Below are 25,889 nucleotides of genomic sequence, written 5' to 3' on the forward strand. Positions count from 1 at the left end.
CTATATATCACTGTCCTTGCTCATTGTTGACGCTATAAACGCTAATTTTTTTCATGCTTATCACGGATGTTATTGATCAGCAGATCAAAGTCATCATGGCCGGATACCAGACGATCACATCTACCTGTTTTGCGTATTCCATATGGTATTACTGGCGGTATTTGCTGTTCATCATGAGCTAGCGGAGCTAGCTCACTTTCTTTCGCACCTTATCGGTGGAACTGCTTTTCGCGCTCGGGCTGCCAGTAAATGGCATCGATACGTAGCCGTGTTTCGGTATTATTAGGTAACGGCCATTCGATGATGTCGCCCACTTTGAGGCCAATCAATGCCGCGCCAATGGGTGCCATGACCGAAATACCATCTGCTACGCTTTCCAGTGAATGCGGGTAGACCAGCGTTCGAATCATCTTAAGCCCACGGGTGAGGTCAGTGAAGCGAACCTGGCTGTTCATGCTGACAACATCATCCGGAATATCTTCTGGGTCGCGGACTTCACCTCGCGCTAATTCTTCCTCTAGTAGCTGGGCCACGGCCATGTCTTTATCAGATGCATTGTCGATTAAGCGCTGGAGGCGCTCGGCATCAAGGCGGTTAATAATAATAGCAGGACGTTGTCGCATGATTACTCTCCTTGGAAAGCAATAAGTTTAAACCAATAAAAAACAGCCCTTCCCCAATAAAGGAAGGACTGCGTGCTTTTAAAAGTATAAGCGATTTATAAAGTAAAGACGATCACGTGACTCCTTGTTCAATCATGGCATCAGCCACCTTTCTGAAGCCTGCAATATTGGCGCCCAGAACCAAGTTGGTTTTATCACCAAACTCTTCGGCTGTATCGGCGCACTGGCGGTGAATATTGGCCATGATCTGTTTTAATTTTTGGTCGACTTTTTCCAGTGGCCACTGCTCCATACTGCTATTTTGTGCCATTTCTAGCTGGCTAGTAGCGACGCCTCCTGCATTGGCGGCTTTACCTGGCCCATAGGCAATTTTAGCGTTTAGAAACAGGTCGACGGCCTCTTTTGTAGCGGGCATGTTGGCCCCTTCACTAATACACGTGATGCCATTCGCAAGTAGGCTTTCCGCATCGCTTGCGGTCAGCTCATTCTGGGTGGCGCAGGGGAACGCTGCATCAGCTTGAATACGCCATACGGCATGCCCACCCTGAGGGTAGTCACGTGTAGAAATGTAGTGCGCGTCAGGATGCTCGTGTAAGTAGGCTTCTAACGAGGTGCGCTGCACTTCTTTGAGCTGTTTGAGTAAGCCTAGATCAATACCGCTTTTATCGTAGATAGTGCCACGTGAATCGCTGCAGGTGATCGGTTTAGCGCCGAACTCGTATAACTTCTCAATGGTGTAGATGGCGACATTGCCAGCGCCGGAAACCAGGCAGGTTTTGTCGCGCAGCTCTTCTCCGCGGGCAGCCAGCATGTTTTGTGCAAAGTACACCGCGCCGTAACCGGTGGCCTCTTTGCGGCCAAGCGAGCCTCCCCAGTTCAGCCCTTTGCCGGTGAGTACGCCTTCATAATGGCCGGTGAGCCGCTTGTACTGGCCAAAGAGATAGCCAATTTCACGCGTACCAACGCCGATATCACCTGCCGGCACATCGCAGTGGGGGCCAATATGACGGTAGAGCTCGCTCATAAACGCCTGGCAAAAGCGCATGATCTCGTTATCCGATTTTCCTTTCGGGTCAAAATCGGCGCCGCCTTTCCCGCCGCCGATCGGCAAGCCGGTTAATGCATTTTTGAAAATTTGCTCAAAGCCGAGAAATTTGATGGTGCCCGAGGTAACGCTGGGGTGGAATCGTAAGCCGCCCTTGTAAGGGCCTAGGGCAGAGTTGAATTGGACGCGGTAGCCTTTGTTGACCCGTACTTTTCCAGCATCATCCACCCAGCTTATCCGGAACATGATTTGCCGTTCGGGCTCGACTATTCGCTCAATAATGCTGTGGTGGTGGTAGTAATCGCTCTGCTCGATGAGCGGGCGCAGGCATTCCAGCACTTCTTCGGTGGCCTGATAGAATTCTGCTTGTGCAGGGCTGCTTTTATTAAGTCGTGTCAGCGTATCGTGAACGTAAGGCATCGGAGCATATCTTCATCGTTATTCAACAGAGTATTGGCTGGCCAGAGCGTTGGAATATTTAACTGGCAGCATGCTGCTGTGCATAGCCTATGCAGGTTCGGTATGGGTAAATAGGCTGGGGAATTTAGACGAAAGTATGCATCGGGAAGGTATGGTTCAGTTATTTCTCATAACCCAGTAAACGATGGATAAACGTTTTGCAGCGGTTGAGGTTTTTTAATAGCGCCGAAATGTGCTGCCTGCCGACAACCCGGCACTCCCGTTCTCTTGCGGTGGCCTGGTTGGCAATAGTTGTCGGGCACTCCATACAAGACCCACGCGCACATGGCACGTGGGCCTATCTAAAGCAGAGCATTCCTGCGGCTATTGTGTTGTTACTAAGTCTTTGGGTAGGAGGTCGGCGGGAACGTTCTGATAGCTGACCGGACGCAGGAAGCGGCGGATGGCCATTGTGCCCACCGAGGTGGCACCAAAGTTAGTCGAGGCAGGGTAGGGGCCACCGTGAACCATCGAGTCGACTACTTCTACCCCGGTCGGAAATCCGTTAACCAACAGTCGACCCGCTTTGCGCTCAATGAGCGGCATAAGGGGTTTTGCCAAGGGTATGTCGTCTTTGGTCATATGCAGGGTGATGGTGAGCTGACCTTCAATGTTGCGCGCCACCTGCTGCATCTCTTCGGCGTCTTTAACTCTTATTACCAAGCCGAGCGGTCCGAAGACCTCTTCCCCTAGCGTTTGGTCGGCGAGGAACGCTACCAAGTTCGTCTCGTAAAGGTTGGGCGAAGCGGTGCGTCCTGTCTGCTCGGTGGCCAGCACGGTCTGAACGGTGCTGCGCGCTTCAAAATGCGCTTTACCTTTACGGTAGGCCTCGGCGATGCCGTCGGTCAGCATGGTTTGGGGTGCGCTATCTGCGAGCGCTTCCCGGGTGGCGGCGACAAAACGATCTGCGGCATCGCCCTCTGGAAGAATGGCGATACCGGGATTGGTACAGAATTGGCCAGCCCCCATGGACATCGACCCCGCCCAGCCCTTGCCGAGGGCCTCAGCATCGCTGGAAAGCGCTGCGGGCATTATGAACATGGGGTTTACCGAGCCCAGCTCGCCGAAGAAGGGGATGGGTTCCGGGCGGGCGGCACAGAGATTGAACAGCGCACGACCACCCGTCAGGGAGCCGGTAAAGCCGACGGCCTTGATGTGCGGGTGAGTCACCAGCGCTTCGCCTACTGCACGGTTGCCGCCTTGAATCAGGCTGAACACGCCAGGGTGCATGCCACATTTCACAATGGCCGCCGCGATGGCTTCAGCAACAATCTCGCCGGTACCTGGGTGGGCTGAGTGGCCCTTTACCACCACCGGGCAGCCCGCGGCTAGCGCCGAGGCGGTGTCGCCGCCAGCGGTGGAGAAGGCGAGCGGAAAGTTCGAAGCGCCAAACACCGCCACGGGGCCGATCGGGCGCTGAACCAGGCGGATCTCAGGGCGTGGGGCCGGCGAGCGGTCAGGCAGTGCCGGGTCGAAGCGGCGATCCAGGTAGTCGCCAGCCTCGATGTGGTCGGCGAACAGGCGGAGCTGGCCGGTGGTTCTGCCCCGCTCGCCCTGTAAGCGTGCTTCCGGCAGCCCGGTTTCTTGAGTGCCTATCTCGGTTATCGCATCGCCGCGTGCATCGATTTCATCGGCGATAGTGCGCAGAAAGTGCGCCCGCTCGGTACGGGTGGTGTAGCCATAGCTTTCGAAGGCGGCTTCGGCAGCGTCGCAGGCGCGATTCACCAGTTCAGGCGTGCCGACGCTAAAGAGGTGGGAAGGGCCGTGGGCTGGTGATGAGGCGAAGGTGTTCGCTTCTGTCACCCACTCACCTGCAATAAGGTGCTTTCCGGATGGCGTGTACGGCATTAGGTCTCCTTAACGCTCTACTGGGCGTCAGTTAAGTGGTTTCGCAGCCTTCGAACATGCGCTTGCGGGCGTTATCGATGTGCCTTGCCATCGCCTGCGAAGCAGCGGTGGCGTCCCGCTGGCGGATCGCTTCAATGATCTCCGCATGCTCTTCAAGAACAATCTTGTTGCGGGCCGCTGGTTTGAGTAGTGAGAGGTTCAAGGCAAGGTTCATCCCGAAGCGGATGTTCTGATCCAGGGAGTTCTGCACCGAAATGTAGTAGGAGTTGCGTGTCGCTGCGGCAACTGCTCGGTGGAACCGGGAGTCGGCATCGACAGCGAGTTCCCCCTTGGAGAGCGCCTGGGAGAGTTCGGCGACGGCGCTCTCCAGCTCGGCCATTTCCTGAGCTCGCCAGGCCGTTGCGGCTAGGCCCGCGGCACCTGCCTCGAACCCGACACGGAAGTCGTAGCAGCGCTGGATATCGCTGACCGAGCCGATTTCTACGAAGCGAAAAACGTTGGCATCGGGTTTGCGCATCACGTAGCTGCCCGACCCACGCCGCGACTGGATAAGTCCATCATCCCGCAGCCGGGCGAGCGCCTCGCGCACCACTGGGCGGGATACACTGAAGTGACGGCCAAGCTCTACCTCGCTGGGAAGCCTAACGTTCTCCGATATTTCCCCCGAGGCGATCATCGAGAAGATGCCGTCATAGACGAGGTCGGCCAGCTTCTTTTCCGAGGTTTGTTTCGTGGTGCTCATCGTCTGGTCATTCCCTTCAGGGCATGTATTGCCCACCGTTTACGTCAAGGATCTGACCAGTAACATATCCGCTTAGCTTGCTGGAGCAAAGGAACAGATAGGGGCCGACACAATCCGCAGGCTCACCCAGCCGACCCATGGGGATCGCCGCTTTGAACGAAGCCAGAATTTCCGGTGGGGTGGTATCGTGGAAGGGGGTGACAATAACACCGGGGGCGATGGCGTTGACCCGGATACCCGCCGCCGCAAACTCCTTTGCCATGCCGCGTGTGACGGTGTGGACATAGCCTTTCGCTGCGGCGTAAAAGCCCGCACCAGGGCCACCACCGTTCCAACCTGCGATGGAGCCAGTGTTGACGATAGCGGCGGCGGCGGATTTTTCGAGCCAGGGCAGCGCCGCGTGGGTGACCTGTAACAAAGAGCGGCAGTTAACGTCAAAGACGCTCGCGCCGAGCTCGCCGCCCGCCTGGGCGAAGGGGGCGCGCGTGCCCATGGCACCGGCGTTGTTAACAAGGATGTCGAGGCCACCAAGCGCCTCGGCGGCTTCGGCCACGACGCGGCTTGCAACGTCGTCCTGGGAGAGATCGCCCTGGATCGCTACAGCCTTTTTGCCCTCGATTTTCAGCCGCTCAACCAGGGCCAGTGCATCGCTGCCGTTGCTGTTGTAGTGCACCGCCACCGAGGCGCCATGCATCGCCAGCGCTTCGGCCACGGCGAAGCCAATACCCGAGCTGGCGCCCGTGACGAGGGCCGTACGCCCGATAAATCCGTAAATATCGCTCATAATGCCTCCTTTAAGCGGCGATGGATCGCGCTTGCATCTCGGCAGCCAGCAGTTCTCTGGCGGCGACCTCGATCTGGTGGTGAAGGGCCTCGTCGGCTTCGGTCAGGAAGGGTAGCGGCGCGCCCATGTCGGCGATGCCCGCCAGCGTAACGGCGCTGTGAAGGACGCGGATTGGGTCACCTGCGTCGCGTAGCGTCTCGAGCGCTTTGAAGGTCTTAAGCTGAGATTTGGCTTTCGCGAAGTCGCCGGATTGAAGAGAGTGCAGGAACGCTTGGGATAGGCTTGGCGCAATGCAGACACAGCCAGCGGTGAAGCCGGACAGCTGATGATGCTCAAGGTGCGGCAGCGCTGGGGGTTCGCCAAAGCCTGACACGATCCGCTCTTTTCCGATCGCTGCGATCAGGTCATCCAATACCGGGTCAATGGCGGTATTCTCGCGTGGAATGGCGTACTTGATTGAGAACAGGCTGCCATCGGCCACCAGCGATTCGATCACGTCGTTAGACAGGTAGCCATCGCTCTTCATGTAGAGAATGGCTTGGGTGCCGGATGCCTGGACAAAGTCGCGAACCGAGCGGGCAAAGCCTGCATCGGTTTTAGGGCCGGTGAAGGGCAGCAGCATGGCGGCGGGGAAGCGCCGCTTTGCCAGCAGCGCCGCTTGATCCAATATCTTGCCGCCATCAGGGCCGATTGATGGAATCAGCCAGGTGTCGTCAGCAACCTGCTTGGTCAGCGTGTCTAGCCACTCGCCAAACCGTGAGACTGGCCAGTTCTGCACATTGGCGTTGCCCCCATAGAGCAGGGTAGAAACGCCGCCTGCTTCGATATGGCGTATTAACGACTGGTTGGATGCGTCCGCGTTGCCTTCGTGGGCGAACGGTGGGACGGCGATAACCGATTTGGTTAAATCTTCCAGCGTGATGGTGGTCTTCATTGCGGTGCTGTCCTCGTCCTAGGCCAGCAGTCGCTGGCTGATTGATATGACTAATAATTACAAATCTCTTAAAAATTTACAAATAGTCTTATCAATTTCTGTTGGTTAATTATCTAATTTGGTCTCTTTTTCGTCTATTTGGTAAGCATTGTCATACCAAAGTCTACTAACTGGTTGTCGTGAAAGTGATTTACAACATTTGACAAGTATATTAAAACTTACACCCTGTTATGGCCGCGTACGTTGGAATCTGTCAGGCATGTGGGCCGGGCTTATAGAAGGGGCACGGTGATCAGAGAGCAATAATGCATTAGAGAAAAACAATGCATTAGAGAGCAACAATGAGAAGCACTAGGAGAATTACAATGAAAAGAGTGATGATGAAGAGACGCACTTTCGTAGCGGCCGCTGTGGCTTGCGCTACCTTAATCAGCCTGCCCAGCATTGCTATGGCGCAGGATTATCCAACCCGCCCGATCTCGCTTCTCGTGCCTTGGAGTGCTGGCGGCGGTTCTGATGCGGTCGCGCGTATCCTGGCCAGCGGGCTGGAGAAAGAGCTTGGCACGCCGGTCAATGTGATCAACCGCACCGGTGGCAATGGCGTGGTGGGGCACCAGTCCATCGCCATGGCTCGCCCAGACGGCTACACGATCGGGCTCATCACGGCCGAGATCAATATGATGCATCGTCAGGGGCTGACCGATCTGACTTACGCCGCCTATCGTCCTCTCGCGCTGGTCAACACCGACCCTGCCAGTATTCACGTTGCGGCTGATTCAGACTTTGAGAGTGCCAACGACATCATTGAGGCGATAAAGGGCGGTGAGACCGTGCGCTTTTCCGGCTCGGGGCAGGGCAGTATTTGGCACCTGGCCATGGCGGGCATGCTAGTGCGGGCCGGTGTCGACCCGGCTGACGCCATCTGGGTTCCCAGTCAAGGCGCTGCCCCGGCTATGCAAGAGCTTGCCGCGGGTGGCGTTGAAGTAGTGATATCGTCGGTTCCCGAGGCCGAGGCCATGGTGGCTGCGGGCGAAGCCGAGACCATCACCCTGATGGCGGACGAGCGCGATGCTAACTATCCCGACCTTGAGACGCTGGAAGAGCAGGTGGGCGTAGATTGGACCGTCGCTTCCTCTTGGCGCGGCATCGTCGCTCCCGCAGGCACGCCGGATGACGTGGCGGCCACACTGGAGACGGCGCTGAAGAGCGTTTACGAGAGCGCCGATTACCAAGACTTTATGCAAGCCAGAAAATACGGGTTGATCTGGGCCGATGCGGATGGGCTCGAAGCATGGCTCGAAGAGAAAGAGACAGAGTTCGGCGAAGTGATGAGTGCCGCGGGCATGACATCCGAATAACCCATGCAAAATGACTGTTGCCGGCTGGGCGCTGCCTGGTCGGCTAGTGGCTGGAGGTGCCCATGACACTGCCGGATCGGATCGGTGGAGTAGTTCTCGTAATGCTTGGGGTGGCGGTTGTCATCGCCTCGCTGGGCCTGCCTGCCATTCCGGGCCAGCCCGTGGGGCCTGCGATATTCCCCACTGTGCTTGGCGCGGCACTTGGCCTTTCAGGGCTGATGATCTTCGCAAAGCCGCAACGTCAGGCAGCCCAGGAGTCTCAGGGGAGGGAGGTCTTGAGTATCATCGGCACGCTGCGCCTGCTCTCGCCGGTCGCTGTGTTGATCCTGGGCTACTTCATTATGGAGTCGGTGGGCTTTCTACTGACCGGCTTTTTGATCGTGTTGATCATCTCCCTGCTGCTACGGGGCTCAGTTGTAGGTTCGCTGTTGCTTTCTGCAGTGATGACCGTGGTTATCTATACGATTTTCGCCAGCCTGCTCAGAGTGCCGCTGCCCGCGGGCATTCTCTCGCTGCCCTGGTAAACGGAAGCACCTCATGGAAACTATCCTCCTTTCGCTCCAGACCGTCGCTACTTTCGAAGTGATGCTGGTCATTGTTTTGTCCTCCGCTTACGGCATGTTAGTGGGCTGTATTCCTGGGCTGTCGGCCACCATGGCGACAGCCCTGCTGGTGCCGATTACTTTCTATCTTTCGCCCGTCGCCGCCATCGCATCGATCATTTCGGCCTCTGCGATGGCCATTTTTTCCGGGGATATTCCTGGTACTTTGTTGCGTATCCCAGGCACTCCTGCTTCCGCTGCCTATATGGAAGAGGCCAACGCCTTTACTCGACGGGGCGAACCCGAAACTGCGTTGGGCACCGGGCTGTGGTTCTCGGCACTGGGTGGCATCTTCGGTACGCTGGTATTGGTATTGGTTGCGCCACTGTTGGCCTCCATTGCGCTTCAGTTCTCAAGCTACGAATATTTTTGGCTCGGCTGTCTTGGGTTGCTCTGCGCGACCCTGGTATCCAACGGCCCACCGATAAAAGCGTTCGCGGCGCTGATGTTTGGCCTGTTGGTCTCCACGGTGGGGATGAACAATGCCGCTGGCGTGCCGCGTTTCACCTTCGGTTCTTATGAGCTCTATTCCGGCATTGATGTGGTGTCTGCTCTGGTTGGGGTCTTTGCGGTGGCCGAGGTGATGCGCGCCATGACGACCCCGGACACTCCTGCCGCACCGCGCCGCCGTTTCGGCAGCATCCTGGGTAAACAGTGGGCGCTAACGCTGCGCTACAAGAAGCAGATGCTGCGTGGGAACCTGGTAGGGGTAATGATCGGTGCACTGCCCGGTGCCGGGGCGGATATGGCGGCCTGGGTCGCCTACGCTACCTCCAAACGCTTCTCCCACACCCCTGAGAAGTTCGGCACTGGCCACTCCGAGGGCCTGGTTGAGGCAAGCTCGGCTAATAACTCGGCGCTGGCCGGTGGCTGGGTGCCTTCGCTACTGTTCGGTATCCCAGGCGACACGATTACCGCCATTGCTATCGGCGTGCTGTATATGAAGGGGCTCAACCCTGGGCCTACCTTATTTACCGAAAATGCGGCCTCGCTCTACTCGCTCTACTGGGTTTTCCTGATCGCCAATATCATCATGATTCCCCTGGGGCTGCTGATGATCCGCAGCACTACCTATGTGCTGAGCGTGCCGCGCTGGACGATCATGTCCACCGTCTTGCTATGCAGTGCCGTGGGCGCCTATGCGGTCTCCAACAGCCTGTTTTCGATTGTGGTCGTGGCTGCTTTCGGTGCGATCGGCTATGCCCTGGACAAGTACGGCTATTCGGTGGCGGCGTTTGTGCTGGGGCTAGTGATGGGGCCAATGGTGGAGCAGAACTTGGTCACTTCATTGATCAAGTCCGGCGGGGACGTAACGCCTTTCTTCACGCGGCCCACATCGGCAGTGCTGGCTTGCTTGACGATCGCTGCCCTGTTAGCGCCGTCACTCCTGCGCTTGCTGCGCAAGAACCGCCGAGTCGCTGTCTGATGCCCGCTGCTTACACTACTTATTCACTATCGACTCACCACGCACTTTCCAAGGAGACCACACAATGATCGAACCTCTCAATAAGCCCACTCTTCGCGTTGGCATTGCTGGCGCGGGGGCTATCAGCCAGTTTCACCTGATCGGGTGGGGCGAGGTGGAGGGCATCGACGTTGTCGCCATCTGCGATCCTGATGAGGCGCGTGCCCGCGAACGCGCCGAGGCGTTCGGCATTCCCGCCGTGTATACCGATGTTGCCGAGATGTTGGCGACCGAGTCGCTGGACGCTATCGATATCATTACCCCCGTAGGTTCGCATGCGCCCCTGGTACGCTTGGCTGCCGATCACGGCGTTCACGTGGTGTGTCAGAAGCCGATGACCCCAACCGTGGCTGAGGCTGAAGCGCTGATCCGCGATATTGGCGACCGGGTGCGCTTTTGTGTGCATGAGAATTACCGGTTTCGCCCCCACTACGCGGAGGTTCGTCAGTGGATCAATGAGGGGCGTATCGGCGAACTGCAGCATGTCCGGCTGACCATGCGTTCGGCTTCAATGGTCGCTCCCGAGGGCGAAACGCCTTTTCTGCTTGGCCGCCAGCCTTACCTGGCCGACTTCCCTCGCCTGTTGATTTTCGAGATGTTGATCCATCAAATGGACGCGCTGCGCGCTATGCTCGGTGAGCTAGATGTCACCTCGGCGAGTGTTTCGCGTACCAACCCGGCGCTAAAAGGCGAGGATGCCGGCGTCATTCTTATGCGCCAGCGGGAGGGCGGCGCCTCGGTGGTGCTGGATGCCAATATTTCTGCCATGGGCTATCCGCCGCTGCCAACGGATCGGCTTGAGGTGATCGGCTCGCGGGATACCCTCATTATGGATCGCGATGAGATCTACCTTGTCAGCGACCCTGAGTACCGCACGAAACACGACTTAAAGGCAAACTACCAAGCCTGCTTCTCAGGCCTTATCGCCTCTTTTGTGAAGGGACTTCGCGAAGGGACATCTTTCCCGACGGATCGGCTCGATAATCTGGAAACACTGCGCCTGATGGAAAGTGCCTACACGGTGTCGGGATGGAAACCCGCGGAATAGCGATAAGCACTCGGGCCTAAAGGGCCCGGATGTAAAGCAGCGTAGCTATTTTGTATGGTAGTTAACTTAACAAAAGCCCTTCATCAATCGCTATAAACGCGCTGGCCTCATTGATTAGTGACGCTGCAGTAAGCTGCGGGACACCATAAACTTCGACTCGTTTTCCATGCTTAACACGGATTTTATTGGCCAGCAGATCAAAGTCGCCATCGCCGGATACCAGTACGATCACGTCTGCCTGTTCGGCGTATTCAATGGCGTCGAGCGCGATGCCCACGTCCCAATCACCTTTTGCGGAGCCATCCGCGCGCTGAATAAAAGGCTTCAGCTTTACCTCAAAACCAATCGCTCTGAGGATGTTTTGAAACTCTCGCTGCTTTTGGTCGCCTCTATCGATGGCGTAGCAAATCGCTTTCACCACGTTTCTATTAGCGGTTGCCTGGGCCCAGAACTTGTTGTAATCAAAGTTGCGGCGATACGACTCTTTAACGGTGTAATAGACATTTTGGATATCGACAAATATCGCCACGCTGGTCATAAACAGTAACCTTTTGCACGTTAGTGATCAGCTTAAACGGTTTGAGTAGATAAATGTATCTGCTTGCCATGAGTATTATCGCCACAGCAACCCCGATAGCTTGCCGAACAAGGCCTTAAAGCGCCCCGTTCGTATCCAATATCGACACCGTGATGTGCAGATAAGCAACGTGACCACTAGGCTGACAGGGGAATTTTCTTTTATGTCACACGCGGCCTAGGAGTATTTAGTATGAGAACCTTGTCGAACATAGGGTTTGCTATCTTCGGTGCCGCGCTGGTCGCGATTAGTTACGGGCTGGCACGTTTTGCGTTTGGTCTTTTTGTGCCCTCCATTAGCGCCGAGCTGGGTCTCACGCCGTACCTCATTGGTATCATCGGGGCATTGCCGTTTATTAGTTTCGTGTTGGCCACACTGGTTGCTCCGCTTGCCGCTGATCGACTCGGTGCACGTAATCTGGCGATGCTGTCGGGTGGCTTCGGGGTGGCTGGCCTGGGGTTGATCAGCCAGGCGTCAGGCTCACTTGCGCTGGGTGTGGGGGTGTTTATCTGCGGTATCTGCACCGGTTTGATGATGCCCGCCCTCACCGCCGCGATGCAGGCGCTGGTAAGCCGGACGATGCACGGGCGAGTCAGTTCGATTATGAACGCAGGCACCAGCGTGGGGATTATCGTGGCAGTGCCGACGGTGGTGTTTCTTGCGGACGCGTGGCGGCTGACCTACACGATCTTTGCCGTTCTGACCGGCATGGGGGTAGCGGCGGCGTGGTACTTCATTCCTTCAGTGTCACGGGTGATTCCCGCTAACGCGGCACCGCCGCCGCCCATCACCCGGTTGCAGTGGTCACGGCTCATTCGGCTTACGATATTCGCTTTCGCCATGGGCTTTGTGTCTGCCCCGTACTGGCTTTTCGCCCCCGACTTGGCGGTTACCCTGGGTGCGCTGCCCGCTAACCAAACCGGTTGGCTGTGGTTTGCGGTGGGTATCGCTGGGCTCGGCGGTGCCGTGGTGAGCGATTTAGCCGACCGCAATAACCCGCCCATTACCCAGGCATTGATGCTGATGATGCTGTCTTCAAGCTTGGCATTGCTGGCCGCTAGCCCCAGTCAGTTACCGCTGGCGATGTTTTCCGCGATGGTCTTCGGGCTTGCATATATGAGTTTAACGGGGCTGTATCTGATGACGGGTATCCGGCTATTGCCGGGGCGGCTATCAATGGGGCCAGTACTGCCGTTTATGGCCTGTGCGCTTGGGCAGGCAGTGGGCTCCCCAGTGGTGGGTATTCTGGTTGATGGCGTTGGCTATGCGGAGGCGTTTTCGATCTTCTCCGTGGTGGGCATTCTGATTGCGGTGCTATCGCCCATCTATCCAGGCCATATCGATTACTGGGCTGACTGGACAGACGAAACGGTAGAAGAAGCACCAGAAGAGCAGCCGATAGTGGAAGATACCGGCCTTCAGGCAGCTTATGACTACCAATTGCTGGATGAAAATGGTGAACCCATTGAAGCCAACGAGTCCATTGAGCCCGAGGTAGAAGAGAAAGAGGCGCCTTGAATGTTGTGTTGTAGGTCGCATGAAAAAGAATAGCGTGCGATTTCGACGGCTCCACGTGCCGGCAAAGACGACGCTGGAAAGTTTTGTACAACCGATGCTAGCTTTTGTATGAGTTTTTGGTTTTTAATGTTGCCATACATTTACCTATGCAAACCATCGTCGTTCTAAGATAAAAGGTGCTCTAACCTATGACTTCCACTAGCTCGCCATTGGGGCAACCAGAAGCGCTATCGTCCGCTCTTTTTCCCCGCACTGTGTATCTGGCTGGAAACGACCCTGAAGCGACGCGCCGAGAGATTGAGGCCTGCTTCACCGCTACCTTTGACCGTTATGAGTCACTGTTCACTACACTGGCGAGTGAACAGGCTTACTTGCGTAAGTCTATTTCGCTCAGACACCCGCTGATTTTCTACCTGGGGCATACCGCGACGTTTTTCGTTAATAAGCTGGTACTGGCCAAGCTGTTACCTGCGCGGATAGACCCCAACATGGAGTCTATTTTCGCCGTAGGTGTCGATGAGATGAGTTGGGATGATCTCAACGAAGCCCACTATTCATGGCCATCGGTCAGCGAGGTGATGGACTACCGCGCCAAGGTGCGCGCAGCCGTGCTCAATGTGATCCGTGAGCAGCCAGTGTCGCTGCCCATCGGCTGGGATAGCCCGTTCTGGCCTGTCATCATGGGCATCGAGCACGAGCGCATTCATCTTGAAACGTCGTCGGTGTTGATTCGCCAGCAGTCGCTTGACTTGGTTACACCGCAGCCTGCCTGGGCGCCCATTCGCACCACCGGTGAGCCGCCGGAGAATGCGCTGATCACGGTTCCCCAGGGTGAGGTAACGCTGGGCAAGCCGTTTGACGACCCGTGGTACGGCTGGGATAACGAGTACGGCCATCACCGTGCCGACGTTGAAGAGTTTAAAGCCAGCCAGTTTCTGGTCAGCAATAGCGAGTTTCTCGAATTCGTCGAAGCCGGTGGCTATTTAACCGATGCTTACTGGTCGGAAGAGGGGTTGGGGTGGCGTAATTTTGCCAAAGCGAGCCATCCCACTTTTTGGGTGTGGAAAAACGAGTGGTTCCTGCGCTTAATGACCGAAGAGGTAGAGATGCCCTGGGATTGGCCGGTGGAGGTTAACTTCCACGAGGCTAAAGCCTTCTGTAACTGGAAAAGCCAGCAGACAGGGCAGCCTGTGCGTATGCCAACGGAAGATGAGTGGCATCGCCTGGCGGAGGAAGCGGGTGTCTCCGAGCTTGAGAGTGATCAGCCGGCCAACGCCAACCTGCACTTGGATCATGGCGCCTCATCTTGCCCGGTCACGCGCTTCCAGCACGGCCAGTGGTTCGATGTGGTGGGCAATGTATGGCAGTGGGTAGAAACACCGACTTACCCATTCCCCGGTTTTGACGTGCATCCACTCTACGATGACTTCACCACCCCGACGTTCGACAACCAGCACAACCTGATCAAGGGCGGCTCCTGGATTTCCTGCGGCAACGAAACCCGCCTCAGCGCACGCTACGCGTTCCGCCGCCACTTCTTCCAGCATGCAGGTTTCCGCTACGTAGTGTCAGATGCAGAAGTCACGCTGCCCAGCGCTTACTACGAAAGCAATGCGCGTATGGCGGAGTACGCAGAGTTTCATTACGGCGACGAATGGTTTGGGGTTGCCAACTTCCCGCAGGCCTTGGCCAACAAGGCGCTAGCCGCCATGGCCGGGCGTGACAAGAAGCGCGCTCTGGATTTGGGCTGCGCCAGCGGGCGTGGCAGTTTTGAGCTGGCCCGTGAATTTGCGCATGTGGATGGCGTGGACTTTTCGGCCAACTTTATTCGCCAGGGCGTGGAAATGGCGGAGCAGCAAGTGCTGCGTTATACCCGCACCGAAGAGGGCGAGCTGATCAGCTACCAGGAACGCACCCTGGCAAGTATGGGGCTGGAAACGGTTGCCGATCGGGTCAGCTTCCATCAGGGCGATGCGTGCAACCTCAAGCCGCAGTTCAGCGAATATGACTTAGTGCTGGCCGCGAATCTGATCGATAGGCTCTACAAGCCTGCCCAGTTCCTGGAAACCATTCATCAGCGTATCAATGCCGGTGGCATCCTGATGATTGCATCGCCGTATACTTGGCTGGAAGAGTACACGCCGATGGAGGAGTGGATCGGTGGGTTCAAGAAAAATGGTGAAAACTTCAGCACCCTGGATGGTCTCAAGGAGCTGCTGGAGCCCCACTTCAAAATGATCAGCGAGCCTGAAAAAGTGCCCTTTGTGATCCGCGAGACCATGCATAAATATCAGCATAGCCTCTCGGAAGTCACGCTGTGGGAGCGGCGTTCCTAACGCTTCTCAATAAGCCCCTCAATGGCCCGGTTAATCGACGCGTGTTCGGTTAACCGGGCAAACAGGTTGCCAGTCTCCTGGCCATTGATTAAGCCCAACAAGGCGCCTAGTACCGCGCCTCTGTGTGCGCTGTCGCCGCCAACCTCTGCGTTGATCTGTAAGGCGCGCAGTGGTTCCTGATGGTACTTGCAGGCCAGGTATAACACCGCAGGCCACGCGTCGGTAATGTAGCAAGCGGTAGATAGCTGTTTCCCTATGGCCTCACGTTCGGGGCGATTGCCTTCTACCAGCGTCGTTAAATCCCGACGGGATAAGCCGCGTGTTGCCTTCAGCAGCAGTTCCTGCACGTTGACATCGCCATCGCGGAACATGAGCGCGTCGATCAGCTCAACGTAAGCATCGCAAACGTCCGCGAGAAAGTTGTCCGGATGGGTCAATGCCAGGTGGTTGCGGCAAAGCTTGCGGGTATCGACCAGCGAGGTACCTCTTAAGCGTTCGCCAATCGCCAAGGGAGCAATAGTGGTCAAGCCGCCAATGGACGGCGTGTCGTGGGTGACAGCGCCGCATTTGTGTGGAGGCTGGCCTTTTTCGAGGTTAGCGAAAAAGCCGCGATGGTAAGACTCGGCGTAGGTATCCGGATGTGCCGGTTCCTCAGCGGTCATTAGGTGGATATAGGCTTGCAGAAAAGTATCGCGGTCATAGTGCTGGTCAGGCTCGCTCATTGTTTGCATCAGGGTTAACGCACAATAGGCGTTAAGGGTGTTATCCCCTGGCTGCATGCCTTGGTGGTAATGAACGTTAGGACGATTCCAGTAGGACTGCTTTCCCTTAAGAATCACATTGCCGACGATTTCGCGCGGTGCATGGCTGTCCGCACGTTTGCGCCCACCGGCGCTGGTGGAGTGCAGGGACATAATCGATGACGGATGAAACTCAGGTGGCGCTTCAAACGTTGTGATCCCGTTTGGAAACGCACGGTCGATATCGTGGACGTTGTAGAACCAGTGCACCGGCATCGCCAGTGAGTCGGCAATAAACAGGTTTTTAAGTGCGGCAACAGCTCTTGATGACACGTTATCTGTCATGGATATGTTCCTTTAAGTTTGTCTTGCCATCTTATGGGTAATTTTCAGGTTAGCGAACTGTTGGCGATCAACGCTTAACCACAAAGGGAGGTAGGAAGATGTCATCACGACTGCGTAACCGCCATGTTTGGTTTGGGCTTCTGCTTGGCGTTCTTGGGCTGGTGTATATCGCGAGTATGGAAAAAAGCGGGCTTGCAGAACTGCCTCATGTTCTAGCGGCCCTCACCGTGCTGATCCCGCTGACGATGTTCGGGGTTGTGCTGCGAAGCCCGTGGCCGGCGGCAGCGGCGCTGATTATGCTGGTTTTTATCAATATAACGCTGAGCTAGAACCAGCCCTAAGCCCGATAAACAAATAACAACACTAGAAAAATGAGCGCTACTAAATGCCATTTTATTATGGGGCTGATATATATTATTAAAGGATCAGTGTTCATCTTGGCGTAGGGTTACGTACATGAATGCCCAGGAACAGGATCGACTGTTCGCGCTCCGCCAGCTAAATCTGCTGGATACCTCCCCAAGTGAGAGTTTTGATCGCATAACACGGATAGCTAGTCAGCTATTCGGTTTGCCGATCGCTGCCGTGTCCCTCACCGACGAGAACCGGCAGTGGTTTAAGTCCAGGGTTGGGGTCGAACATTGGGAGATCCCCCGGGACACGGCTCCCTGCGGGGAGGTCTGCGATGCCTCGCAAGTCCTGGTCATTCCCGATCTTCTCGCCTCGGACTGCTATCGCAATAGCTACCTGGCAAAGACAGGCATCCGTTTTTATGCGGGCGCACCGTTGGTAACGCGAGAGGGCCACACCCTGGGCGCGATGTGTGTGCTGGACACCCAGCCAAACGAGCTCTCTGAGCAAGAGCAAACAATGCTTTGCGATCTAGCCGCCATGGTCATGGCCCAGATCGAGCTGCAGCACGCGTTTGGCAGAATTGACCCGTTAACAGGCCTTCCTAATCGTCACCAGTTTGCTGAAGACATACAGGATATACAGCTAGATTCGCCAAACGAGTGGAGAGTCGCGCTGTTGACCGAGGTGGTCGATGTCGGCGAGATAAGTGCGCTTCATCGTACTCTTGGGCCAGCGTACCTTGATGAACTAGTGAGAGTTTCCGCCCGTTGCTTGCAACAGGCCATCGGGTCGGGCGTGAAGCTCTACCACCTGGGTGGCTGCCAGTTCGTGCATCTGGTGAACCACGCGAGCGATACCTACTTGTTGAAGGAGGCGCTGCGGCTCCGACAGGCGCTGTTGGCGCTTGAATCTGCCCGCGCAGTGCCGGTATTGGTTCGCCCCACTGTGGGTCTCGCGCCATTTTGTCTGGGCGAGGTCGCGGCTGTGGATATTTTGCGCAGTGCTTATGCCGCTTGCTTGGATGCTCGCCAGGCGAGAAAAGGGGCGGGGCTTTTCTCCTCGGAGCTGGATGCCCATTACCAACGGCGTTATATGCTGCTGAACGACATCGGTCGGGCGCTGGAAAGCGAAGGTGAGCTTTACTTGGTCTTTCAACCTCGTATCCACCTAGAGAGCGGCGAATGCTCGGGAGCAGAAGCATTGTTGCGCTGGCGCCATCCTCTCTTGGGTGACTTATCGCCTAACGAGTTTATCCCATTGATCGAACATACGCCGATGGCTAAACCACTCACGCAGTGGGTGTTGCGGCATACCATTAGCCAGGCATCGGCGTGGCATCAACAAGGCGAGACACTGCAGATTTCGGTCAATGTGTCGGCGACCAATCTTGAAGAAGAGCATTTTGCCCTACGGCTACTGGGAGAGATGGCGCACATGGCCCTACCGCGGGCCAGCTTGGAGGTGGAACTTACAGAAAGTGCACTGGTTGGCCAGGGAGAGGTGGCGACGGTTCAACTCACGGCGCTCATCGCGGCTGGACTGCGGATTGCCATCGATGATTTCGGCACCGGCTACAGCAGTCTCTCCTACCTGCATGAGATACCCGCCCATACCGTGAAGATTGATCGCTGCTTCATCACTCATCTAGACCATGATGAGCGTGCTGCGACACTGGTCAAATCGATGATCTCAATGGCCCATAATCTGGGCTACCGCGTGGTGGCCGAAGGCGTAGAGAGCGATGCTGTTTACCGCCGACTCGTGCAACTGGGTTGCGACGAGGCCCAGGGGTACCTCATCGCTAGACCGCTATCGCCAGGGGCGTTCGAAAAGTGGCTGCATCCGGAGTAGGTCGAGGATGCGTAACTAAAAAAGTGCGCTCCGCAAATGTCGACGTAAGTAGGCCTGCCAACATCTACCTCGTATGCGCTAAAGCGGCTATGTCTCATTTAGTGAGATGAACTCGTGAATTTGTCTTGCTATGTTTTAGCTCACATAGACAAATAACGATAAACATAATGCCGGTAAATGAAAACATCACCTCATCAGGCCCTACCACTCTCGTTCACGCTATGCAGATATTGCAGGTTACCGCACGTGGCGGCCACCGCGGTGCGAGTGTAGACGATTATCTGAATGAATTGACTTTCAGCCGTCCTACGCTCTATCGGTTGTTAAAAGGTCTCAAGCAGCAAGGATTCTTGCGACCTTCTCCCATTCGCGGGCGTTACCTACTGGGTTATGAGTTGCTAGTGCTTGGTGCTCAGGCGGGCAATGGCGCGGGGTTGCGCGATTTGGCACGGCCCAGGTTGCTGGCGCTGGCGCAGCGCTGGGGAGACAGTTTTTATTTGTTCGCTCGTGATGGCGTCAATGCTGTCTGCTTGGAAGTACAGAACGGCGCTTATCCCGTGGGCAGTTTCGTTAGGGCGACGGGTGGCCGTTTGCCGCTAGGCGTCGGCCAAGCATCGATTGCCTTGCTCGCGTATCTCGGCGCGGATGAGAGAAATGAAATACTCAGCCATAACGCGGAACGGCTGATAGACGAATACGCGATTGCCATCGCTGACATCGACGCCGAAATTGCCCACCAACTTAAACATGGTTACGCCCGGGGCGTAGAGGGCTCTCTGCTCCCGGAATATAGCGGCCTGGCCATTCCTATTCTTGACCATAGCGGCCACCCCTTGGGCGCCATGAGCTGTTCGATGCTCAAATCGCGTATGACGGAAGATCACAAGCGGGAAGTGCTCCAAGGCATGCAGGAAGAGGTTGCCGCCATGGTCAATCAGGCCCATGGCCTGCTGTATCTGGATTAACGCGCTATGCCACACACTACGCACCCATCCCATCAGCGCCCTTGCGGCTGGAACGCTTGGCTAGCCGAGCGCCAGCCGCGCCCCGCTCTACGCGGTCACTCTGAGGCAGATGTCGTCATCATCGGAGCCGGTTATACCGGTTTTGCGGCAGCCTCTGCCTGGCAGCAGGCGCGCCCTGAAGATCGCATCAAAATCCTCGAAGCTGACCGGGTAGGCGAGGGGAGTCCAGGACGTAACTCCGGCTTTATGCTGGAAATTGCCTTAGCCAACGATGCTCGCCCCGAAGAGCTTGAGCGCATGGAGAAGCTGAACGCGTTAAGCCGACAAACCATGGCGTTACTGCGCGCGCGTGTCGAACGTTTGGGTATTGACTGCCAGCTCGAGCGTAGTGGCACCTATCGCGCTGCCCGTAGCGCTATAGGCCAGCGTGCCTTGAACCAGTATGAAGCGTTTCTGAAGGCTGCTGGGCTTTCCTACCAAACTTTGAACGGTAGCCAACTCGCTGAGCGAATCGGTACGCACTACTACACCCAGGGGATTTATTCGCCGGACTGCTATCTCGTCCAGCCCGCCGCATTGATTGTGGGTTTAGCGGATTCATTGGAAGCCGGTATCGAGCTGCATGAGCGCTCGCCAGCGACTCAAATAGTACCTGATGGCAAGAAATGGCGCGTTACTACACCCGAAGGCAGCGTGGCGGCTGGGCAGGTGATTTTGGCCAATAACGCTTTTTCTAGATCCTTGGGTGCAGATCCTTCGCGGCTCACCGCTATTTATACCTATGCCGCCATTACCGAGCCTTTGCCGGAACCAGAGCGCCAACGCATCGCCGCGACGACCTGGGGGTTGCTACCCGCACACCGCCTAGGCTGTACGTTGCGTACCACCGCTGACGGCCGTTTGATGATCCGCTCGCGTTACAGCTATGAACGCGAAGCCGATAACGCCCGTATCGAGGCCGGACTGAAAGCAAGCCTAGAGGCCCGCTATCCCGAACTCACCCCCGTGCACTTTGAAAAGGTCTGGGGAGGTACCACCGGGCTGACCTATAACGGAGCTCCGCTTTGGGGTGAAATCCAGCCCGGGCTGTATGTTTCGGCGGGGTGCAATGGCGGCGGTATCGTCAAAGGTACCTACCTGGGAGATGCCTTGGCGCGCCATGCGCTCGGCCAGCCGGTTGAGGATATTGCCTCGCTATTCGGCCAGGCGAGCTGGATGCCGCCCGACCCCGTGCGTCGGTTGGGTTTCTACCTGACCAGTGAAATGGGGCGCCGTAAGGCAAAAAACGAAACCTGACCCCACCTACCACTATAAAAAGAGAGATGACAATGGATCCTCAAGATCATATTGGGCTGCTGTCCATCATGCCGGCGGCATTGGCCATCGTGCTGGCATTTGTCACCCGCAATACGGTTTTCTCGCTGGCTGTTGCCTGTTTCGTTGGGGTGATTACCTTGGGCAATGGGCTGATGGGGTTTCCTACGCTGTTAAAGGAAACCCTGGGCACCACTAGCTTCTCCTGGATACTGCTTTTGGAGTTATTCATTGGCACGGTAATCGCTTTTTTCCAACGTACAGGGGCGATTCAGAACTTTACCGCCTGGGTGGAACGTCGTGCTTTATCGCGGGTGCGGGTTCAGTTGGTTGCCTGGGTGATGGGTATGTTCGTTTTTTTCAGCGACTACTTCAGCCCTCTGTTTGTCGGTAGTACGATGCGTGGCCTGACGGATCGGTACCGGGTCTCGCGGGAAAAGCTGGCGTACATTGCCGACTCCACCTCGGCTCCGGTGAGTGTCATGGTGCCCATCACGGGCTGGGCAGTGTTTATCTCGGGTTTGTTGATCGGCATGGGGCCCATCGAAAATGCTGCGCAGGCAATGGGGGTATTTCTGCATGCCATACCTTTCAATCTCTATGCGTGGCTATCAGTGTTGGTCGTCGGGCTGGTGATCGTAGGCGTTATTCCGCTTTTTGGGCCGATGCGCGAAGCCGAGCGTCGGGCTCAGGAAGAGGGCAAAGTACTGCGTGATGGGGCAGAACCGCTGGTGGGGGAGGAGCTGACGGAAATTCCGCCTTATGAAGGAGCACGTACCAGCCTATTTTGGAATTTTTTCGCTCCGGTACTGGTAGTGATCGGCGTTGCCGTAGGCACCTTTATCGTCATGGACTCGGCCAAGACCATGGAGGCATTTCTGGCGGCTTCCGTGTTTCTCGGTATCGTTATGCGCCTTCAGGGCATTCCCTTTAGCGACATTATGAAAACCTCGATGGCGGGGATGAAGGGAGTAATGCCCGCCATTATCATTCTGGCGTTAGCCTATTCGTTAAATCAACTTTCCAAAGACATGGGTACGGCTAACTATATCGTTGAAGCCACCGCAGGCTGGCTAACACCGGCTTTGCTTCCGGCCATGACGTTCCTGATTGCCGCCGTTATCGCCTTTTCAACCGGTACCTCTTGGGGCACCTTCGCTATCATGATGCCGCTGGCTGTGCCGCTCGCTTTCAACTTTAGCGGCGATATGATTACACCGCTGGTGTATGCCACAGTGGCTGCTGTGGCGGGAGGCGGTGTCTTTGGAGATCACTGCTCGCCCCTGTCGGATACCTCTGTGCTTGCTTCTACGGGGGCCGCCTCTGACCATATCGATCATATCAAAACGCAAATCCCCTTTGCGCTAGCCGTCGCCTTGCTTTCCCTGGCTATGTATCTGTTGCTTGGCCTCACGCTGTAACACTGTTCGCCCTGCGATGTGGTGGATGCCGCGTTATCGCAGGGCCTAAATACCAAGCTGATACTACCCTGCTGGGCGGCGCATCACGGTCATCAATACCCCAGCGCCAATCAAGCTGCCAGCACCACAACGATGTAGCAGGCGGCGAAACTTGGCGGTCATCAGTTGTCGGCTGGTTGTTGATAGCAATGTATAGCCGAGATCGGAGATGACACCCATCACAAGAAAGGTGGTAAACAGAATTGCCAGTTGGGGCGCCAAGGGCTGGGACTGGTTGATAAACTGCGGCATGAAGGCCATAAAGAATAAAATGCTTTTGGGGTTCAGGAGTGTCACCCAAAATGCCTTTGCGGTGCCATGCTTGACGCTCGCTCCAGAGGCTTCCAGGTCATTCAATTGGCCGGATTCACGCCACATCTTGATGCCAAGATAAAGTAGATAAAGAACCCCGAGCCATTTGACGATGGCGAATAGCTCCGCCGACGCCATCAGAAGGGCGCCCACGCCTGCAAACGAAAGCGACATAGCCACCAAGTCACCTAAGAAAAAGCCGGGCAGCATCGCCAGAGCGGCCCTGCGACCTTGGTTGATGCCGGTCATGACCAGCAGGGCAACAGCAGGGCCGGGGGATGCGATCACCAAAAATGAAGCCAACACAAACGATAGCCAAAGCTCAATCGGCATAGCGTTAATCTTCCTGTTGTTGAATGATTAATTAAAGCTCGTTATGTAGTTGTAAGCCCTGAAGTGCCGCGTGGCAATGATGTTAAATGGCCATTTTCTCGATTTCCCCGTCGGTTTTTTTGCGTAATTTGCTGTGATAACGCTCCACTCTCACGCCAATAGCGTGTTTCTAGAGCCTAGGTGGGTGGGGAAACAGAGCTTCTGGTCAGAATGTTCAGTTGCTGCACTTGTGCATTAAGACCAACTGCCGGAATTACTATAAAGCTATTATTGAGCAGCAGGCTAAAGAGCTAGCCATCACAGTAATCTTCACTAAGAGCATCTCTTCCAGCATCTATAAGCATTTTGCTAATCAGTTCGGCATCTTGAGATCCGAAGACACGTCCACCGGTTTGTTCGGCAATGCAGTTGGAAAGTCCGCTATTAGAAATGTCGACGACGTTAACCCGAAGCCTGGGCTGTCGATTAGCTATATCTTGAGCAATTGCACACTGGTTTTGATCGCAGCCATCTGCACCGTCGACAAAGGCTAGAATGACGGCATCGCGATTTATGCCATCAACCATATCAGCAGCCCTTATTAGGCTTGCTGCTAGTGGTGTGCCATCGTCGGCGACAAGCCGGTGCACTCCCTCTATGAGCTGAGGGCGCTGATCTGCAGAGAAAATGCCCTGAACAACTGTTGTCTCACACCCTTGATAGGTCACTAACCCAATGTCGATGTTAGGATCGATGGCTTGAACAAGATCACTAAATGCATGTTGGGCAACAGTAAGACGCGAAGGGCCTGCTATAAGCCGTTGCATACGTGGATCGTTGGCTCTTAACTCACGTAAAAAATCTGGCATGTTGAATAACCACTGCTCATCTTCCGGAGACGTCTGAATGTTAAGATTCATCGAGCCAGAAGTATCAAAGATAGTGACGAATTCAGGTGGCGGCGCATCGTCATTCCGGCAGGCAAAAGGTAGTGTTTCGCCTTCGCTGCGTTGCCAAGGAGTAGAAAAGCGCTCCCAGTGTGCGAAAGTCAGCCATAAACCCAGCAGTGCCAGTCCTGCTAATAGCGGCAATAGCAGCGGTATGACCCAGCGACGACGGGGAGAGGCAGGTGCTGAAGAAGGTGGCCTTATGGCAGTCGGCGGAGGGCTAGGTGCCGCGTTTGGAGATATCACACTAGAGGGCGCCGACGTTGAAAACACGGGCACCCAGCGGATTAAAAGCGGCTCACCATTAATGGAGTAGAGGTTATTGGTATCTGGATGAGTGGGTAATACTCGCAACTCTGAAGCAGCGGGGTCGCCCCGCTTTTCAAGTTCAGTGATCAGGTTGTCTAACGCTAATAAGCGCTGGTTGAGGCGCTGCTTCAGCACTTCCTGCTCATCTGCTGGTAGCTCGTTCAAGTGGCGAGGCTGACCAGATAACTCCGTCCACCATTCCAAAGCATCCAAACTGCCTACTCGCGGTAGGGCGAACAAGTTGCCAATACTGGGGGGGCAATAGCGATAAACGAGCTTCTGCAGCCGCTCAGGCTGCAGAGGCTCAGCTAGCGCTAGGCCCTCCTCACGCAGAACGCGCTGCATAGCGTTCCTCCATGAAATAAGACAGTAGCATTGGCGTCACGGGGTATAGCCTAAACTTTGCTGAAGCCGATTCACTTGTTCTTGTAGAGCATTGAGCCGCTCTTCCCGCTCTTCGAAGGTTTCAGTGTCAGCTTCTTGTGAAGAAGAGCCTGCCTGCACCTGCTGCTCCACCTCGCTTAACTGGTGCTGTAACCCTAGCTGTTCCTGTGTGCGATTCTGTAATCGAGCAACCAGCTGTTCCATCGTGCGCTCAAGTTCGTATTGTTGTTGGTTAGTAACCCGCAATTCATTTCGGGTGGCGCGCTGCTGTTCCATAATCTGACGCTGAATATCTCGAAATAGCGCGTTCTCTTCTTGGTCTTGGTAAACCTGCTCCTCGCCTGCATCAATGCGAGCCCGGTAGCCTCCACCAGCATCACAAGAGAGCTTAGCCAGTAAGCTGGCCTCCTGGCTTGGGTCACAGGCTTCAGGCGTTGTTGCACAACCGCTGAGTATCGCTAGGCTGCTAGCAGCGACGATAAGTCGAAGTTTCATAGGGGCTCCTTAGCCAAGAGTAATTGCTGAACGCATGCTGTAGAGGTCATCTACTTCTTGTTGAAGAGCGAGTACTTGTTGGTTCATGACTTCAATTTCTTGCTCTACCTTCTGTACTTCAGCAGGGCTGGCTTCTTGGCGCTCTAGCTGGGCAACACTCTGATATTCACTAACAGATTTCTGCATATTGCTAAGATCGCGGCGCAGTATGCCAATATTACTGTCGATACCGGCTAACTCTCGCTGCACGGATACTTGATTGACACGCTGTTCAGCAATTTCTTGTTCAATACGTTCAATACGTTGGCGGTCTTCGGCCATGACACGACGAGCAGTTTCAGTTCGCGCGATTACCTTTTGGGTATCTTCTTGTATATCTTGGCTCATTACTGCGAGGCGTTCTGCACTAGATGCGTATTCGCTGCGGCGCTGATCTAGATAGTAGTTGGCCCCCATCGCTACACCACAGGCGCTAATGCCAGCAATAATGGCGCATTGGGCATGATTACTCGTGCCGCTAAGCATGCAACCCATGACGCCGACAGCCGCCCCTGCTGCACACGATTGAAAGCCAGATTTACTGAAAAACTCGGCATCATTGCCTTGAGTTAAACGAGGATCTGCGGCTTGGCGGCCACCGTTGTTTCCACTAAGTACACTGCTCCCTGTACTGGCACAGCCAGCAAGAAATAAAGTGCTGGCAATAGCGGTACTAAGCAGAAGTTGTTTAAAAAAAGGTATATGTATCTTCATGAGATATTC

General features: G+C 55.7%; 23 protein-coding genes. 11 read left to right on the forward strand and 12 right to left on the reverse strand.

Annotated features, from left to right (window positions below):
- Positions 1 to 209: 209 nt before the first annotated feature.
- From rnk to J7J49_RS16880, 6 genes are all read right to left on the reverse strand, one after another.
- Positions 210 to 623: a nucleoside diphosphate kinase regulator gene (gene rnk / locus J7J49_RS16855; protein WP_215094236.1), complete on the reverse strand. Its 414-nt coding sequence runs from the start codon at positions 621 to 623 to the stop codon at positions 210 to 212.
- A 112-nt stretch (positions 624 to 735) separates the two neighbouring features.
- Positions 736 to 2,088: an NADP-specific glutamate dehydrogenase gene (gdhA, locus tag J7J49_RS16860; protein ID WP_215094238.1), complete on the reverse strand. Its 1,353-nt coding sequence runs from the start codon at positions 2,086 to 2,088 to the stop codon at positions 736 to 738.
- Positions 2,089 to 2,451: 363 nt separating this feature from the next.
- Positions 2,452 to 3,975 (reverse strand): aldehyde dehydrogenase (NADP(+)), encoded by a 1,524-nt coding sequence (locus J7J49_RS16865; RefSeq protein ID WP_215094240.1) that lies wholly within the window; start codon positions 3,973 to 3,975, stop codon positions 2,452 to 2,454.
- A 31-nt stretch (positions 3,976 to 4,006) separates the two neighbouring features.
- Entirely contained in the window at positions 4,007 to 4,717 is a 711-nt protein-coding gene (locus J7J49_RS16870; protein WP_215094242.1) for a FadR/GntR family transcriptional regulator, read from the reverse strand.
- Between the two features lie 16 nt (positions 4,718 to 4,733).
- Positions 4,734 to 5,501 (reverse strand): SDR family NAD(P)-dependent oxidoreductase, encoded by a 768-nt coding sequence (locus J7J49_RS16875; RefSeq protein WP_215094244.1) that lies wholly within the window; start codon positions 5,499 to 5,501, stop codon positions 4,734 to 4,736.
- Positions 5,502 to 5,511: 10 nt separating this feature from the next.
- Positions 5,512 to 6,435 (reverse strand): beta/alpha barrel domain-containing protein, encoded by a 924-nt coding sequence (locus tag J7J49_RS16880; protein ID WP_215094246.1) that lies wholly within the window; start codon positions 6,433 to 6,435, stop codon positions 5,512 to 5,514.
- A 365-nt stretch (positions 6,436 to 6,800) separates the two neighbouring features.
- Between J7J49_RS16880 and J7J49_RS16885 the strand changes: the two genes are divergently transcribed.
- From J7J49_RS16885 to J7J49_RS16900, 4 genes are all read left to right on the forward strand, one after another.
- Positions 6,801 to 7,793, forward strand: a complete 993-nt coding sequence (locus tag J7J49_RS16885; RefSeq protein ID WP_251048368.1) for a Bug family tripartite tricarboxylate transporter substrate binding protein — start codon at positions 6,801 to 6,803, stop codon at positions 7,791 to 7,793.
- Positions 7,794 to 7,855: 62 nt separating this feature from the next.
- Entirely contained in the window at positions 7,856 to 8,317 is a 462-nt protein-coding gene (locus J7J49_RS16890; RefSeq protein ID WP_215094248.1) for a tripartite tricarboxylate transporter TctB family protein, read from the forward strand.
- Positions 8,318 to 8,330: 13 nt separating this feature from the next.
- The gene (locus J7J49_RS16895; protein WP_215094250.1) at positions 8,331 to 9,821 is read left to right on the forward strand and encodes a tripartite tricarboxylate transporter permease; all 1,491 of its coding nucleotides are present in this window, start codon (positions 8,331 to 8,333) and stop codon (positions 9,819 to 9,821) included.
- A gap of 64 nt (positions 9,822 to 9,885) precedes the next feature.
- On the forward strand, positions 9,886 to 10,908 hold the full coding sequence (locus J7J49_RS16900; protein ID WP_215094252.1) for a Gfo/Idh/MocA family protein: 1,023 nt from the start codon (positions 9,886 to 9,888) through the stop codon (positions 10,906 to 10,908).
- 61 nt (positions 10,909 to 10,969) lie between these two features.
- On the opposite strand, the gene J7J49_RS16905 is transcribed toward J7J49_RS16900, so the two are convergent.
- Entirely contained in the window at positions 10,970 to 11,446 is a 477-nt protein-coding gene (locus J7J49_RS16905; protein ID WP_215094254.1) for a LabA-like NYN domain-containing protein, read from the reverse strand.
- 231 nt (positions 11,447 to 11,677) lie between these two features.
- Here J7J49_RS16905 and J7J49_RS16910 point away from each other — a divergent pair, with 231 nt between their 5' ends.
- Positions 11,678 to 13,003, forward strand: a complete 1,326-nt coding sequence (locus J7J49_RS16910) for an MFS transporter (protein ID WP_215094256.1) — start codon at positions 11,678 to 11,680, stop codon at positions 13,001 to 13,003.
- 188 nt (positions 13,004 to 13,191) lie between these two features.
- Positions 13,192 to 15,339: a 5-histidylcysteine sulfoxide synthase gene (ovoA, locus tag J7J49_RS16915; RefSeq protein ID WP_215094258.1), complete on the forward strand. Its 2,148-nt coding sequence runs from the start codon at positions 13,192 to 13,194 to the stop codon at positions 15,337 to 15,339.
- On the opposite strand, the gene J7J49_RS16920 is transcribed toward ovoA, so the two are convergent.
- The gene (locus tag J7J49_RS16920) at positions 15,336 to 16,424 is read right to left on the reverse strand and encodes an ADP-ribosylglycohydrolase family protein (RefSeq protein WP_215094260.1); all 1,089 of its coding nucleotides are present in this window, start codon (positions 16,422 to 16,424) and stop codon (positions 15,336 to 15,338) included. The genes ovoA and J7J49_RS16920 overlap by 4 nt on opposite strands.
- Before the next feature lie 98 nt (positions 16,425 to 16,522).
- On the opposite strand from J7J49_RS16920, the gene J7J49_RS16925 reads away from it, so the two are divergent.
- The 5 genes from J7J49_RS16925 to J7J49_RS16945 all read left to right on the forward strand — a co-directional run bounded on the left by J7J49_RS16925 (position 16,523) and on the right by J7J49_RS16945 (position 22,329).
- Positions 16,523 to 16,753, forward strand: a complete 231-nt coding sequence (locus tag J7J49_RS16925) for a hypothetical protein (RefSeq protein ID WP_064235537.1) — start codon at positions 16,523 to 16,525, stop codon at positions 16,751 to 16,753.
- Between the two features lie 127 nt (positions 16,754 to 16,880).
- Positions 16,881 to 18,629: a sensor domain-containing phosphodiesterase gene (locus J7J49_RS16930; protein ID WP_215094262.1), complete on the forward strand. Its 1,749-nt coding sequence runs from the start codon at positions 16,881 to 16,883 to the stop codon at positions 18,627 to 18,629.
- Positions 18,630 to 18,796: 167 nt separating this feature from the next.
- Entirely contained in the window at positions 18,797 to 19,594 is a 798-nt protein-coding gene (locus tag J7J49_RS16935; protein WP_251048369.1) for an IclR family transcriptional regulator, read from the forward strand.
- A 6-nt stretch (positions 19,595 to 19,600) separates the two neighbouring features.
- On the forward strand, positions 19,601 to 20,890 hold the full coding sequence (locus tag J7J49_RS16940; RefSeq protein WP_215094265.1) for an NAD(P)/FAD-dependent oxidoreductase: 1,290 nt from the start codon (positions 19,601 to 19,603) through the stop codon (positions 20,888 to 20,890).
- A gap of 32 nt (positions 20,891 to 20,922) precedes the next feature.
- Positions 20,923 to 22,329: a Na+/H+ antiporter NhaC family protein gene (locus J7J49_RS16945; protein WP_064235532.1), complete on the forward strand. Its 1,407-nt coding sequence runs from the start codon at positions 20,923 to 20,925 to the stop codon at positions 22,327 to 22,329.
- 63 nt (positions 22,330 to 22,392) lie between these two features.
- Here the strand turns inward: J7J49_RS16945 and J7J49_RS16950 are convergent, their stop codons facing one another.
- From J7J49_RS16950 to J7J49_RS16965, 4 genes are all read right to left on the reverse strand, one after another.
- Positions 22,393 to 23,013: a LysE family translocator gene (locus J7J49_RS16950; RefSeq protein WP_215094267.1), complete on the reverse strand. Its 621-nt coding sequence runs from the start codon at positions 23,011 to 23,013 to the stop codon at positions 22,393 to 22,395.
- A gap of 290 nt (positions 23,014 to 23,303) precedes the next feature.
- Positions 23,304 to 24,593: a VWA domain-containing protein gene (locus tag J7J49_RS16955; protein ID WP_215094268.1), complete on the reverse strand. Its 1,290-nt coding sequence runs from the start codon at positions 24,591 to 24,593 to the stop codon at positions 23,304 to 23,306.
- Between the two features lie 36 nt (positions 24,594 to 24,629).
- Positions 24,630 to 25,127, reverse strand: a complete 498-nt coding sequence (locus J7J49_RS16960; RefSeq protein ID WP_215094270.1) for a hypothetical protein — start codon at positions 25,125 to 25,127, stop codon at positions 24,630 to 24,632.
- Between the two features lie 9 nt (positions 25,128 to 25,136).
- Complete coding sequence (locus tag J7J49_RS16965; RefSeq protein WP_215094272.1) at positions 25,137 to 25,880, reverse strand: hypothetical protein; 744 nt, start codon at positions 25,878 to 25,880, stop codon at positions 25,137 to 25,139.
- Positions 25,881 to 25,889: the final 9 nt, after the last annotated feature.

Origin of the sequence: Halomonas sp. ISL-56 (assembly GCF_018612805.1) — a bacterium.
Taxonomy (GTDB): domain Bacteria; phylum Pseudomonadota; class Gammaproteobacteria; order Pseudomonadales; family Halomonadaceae; genus Vreelandella.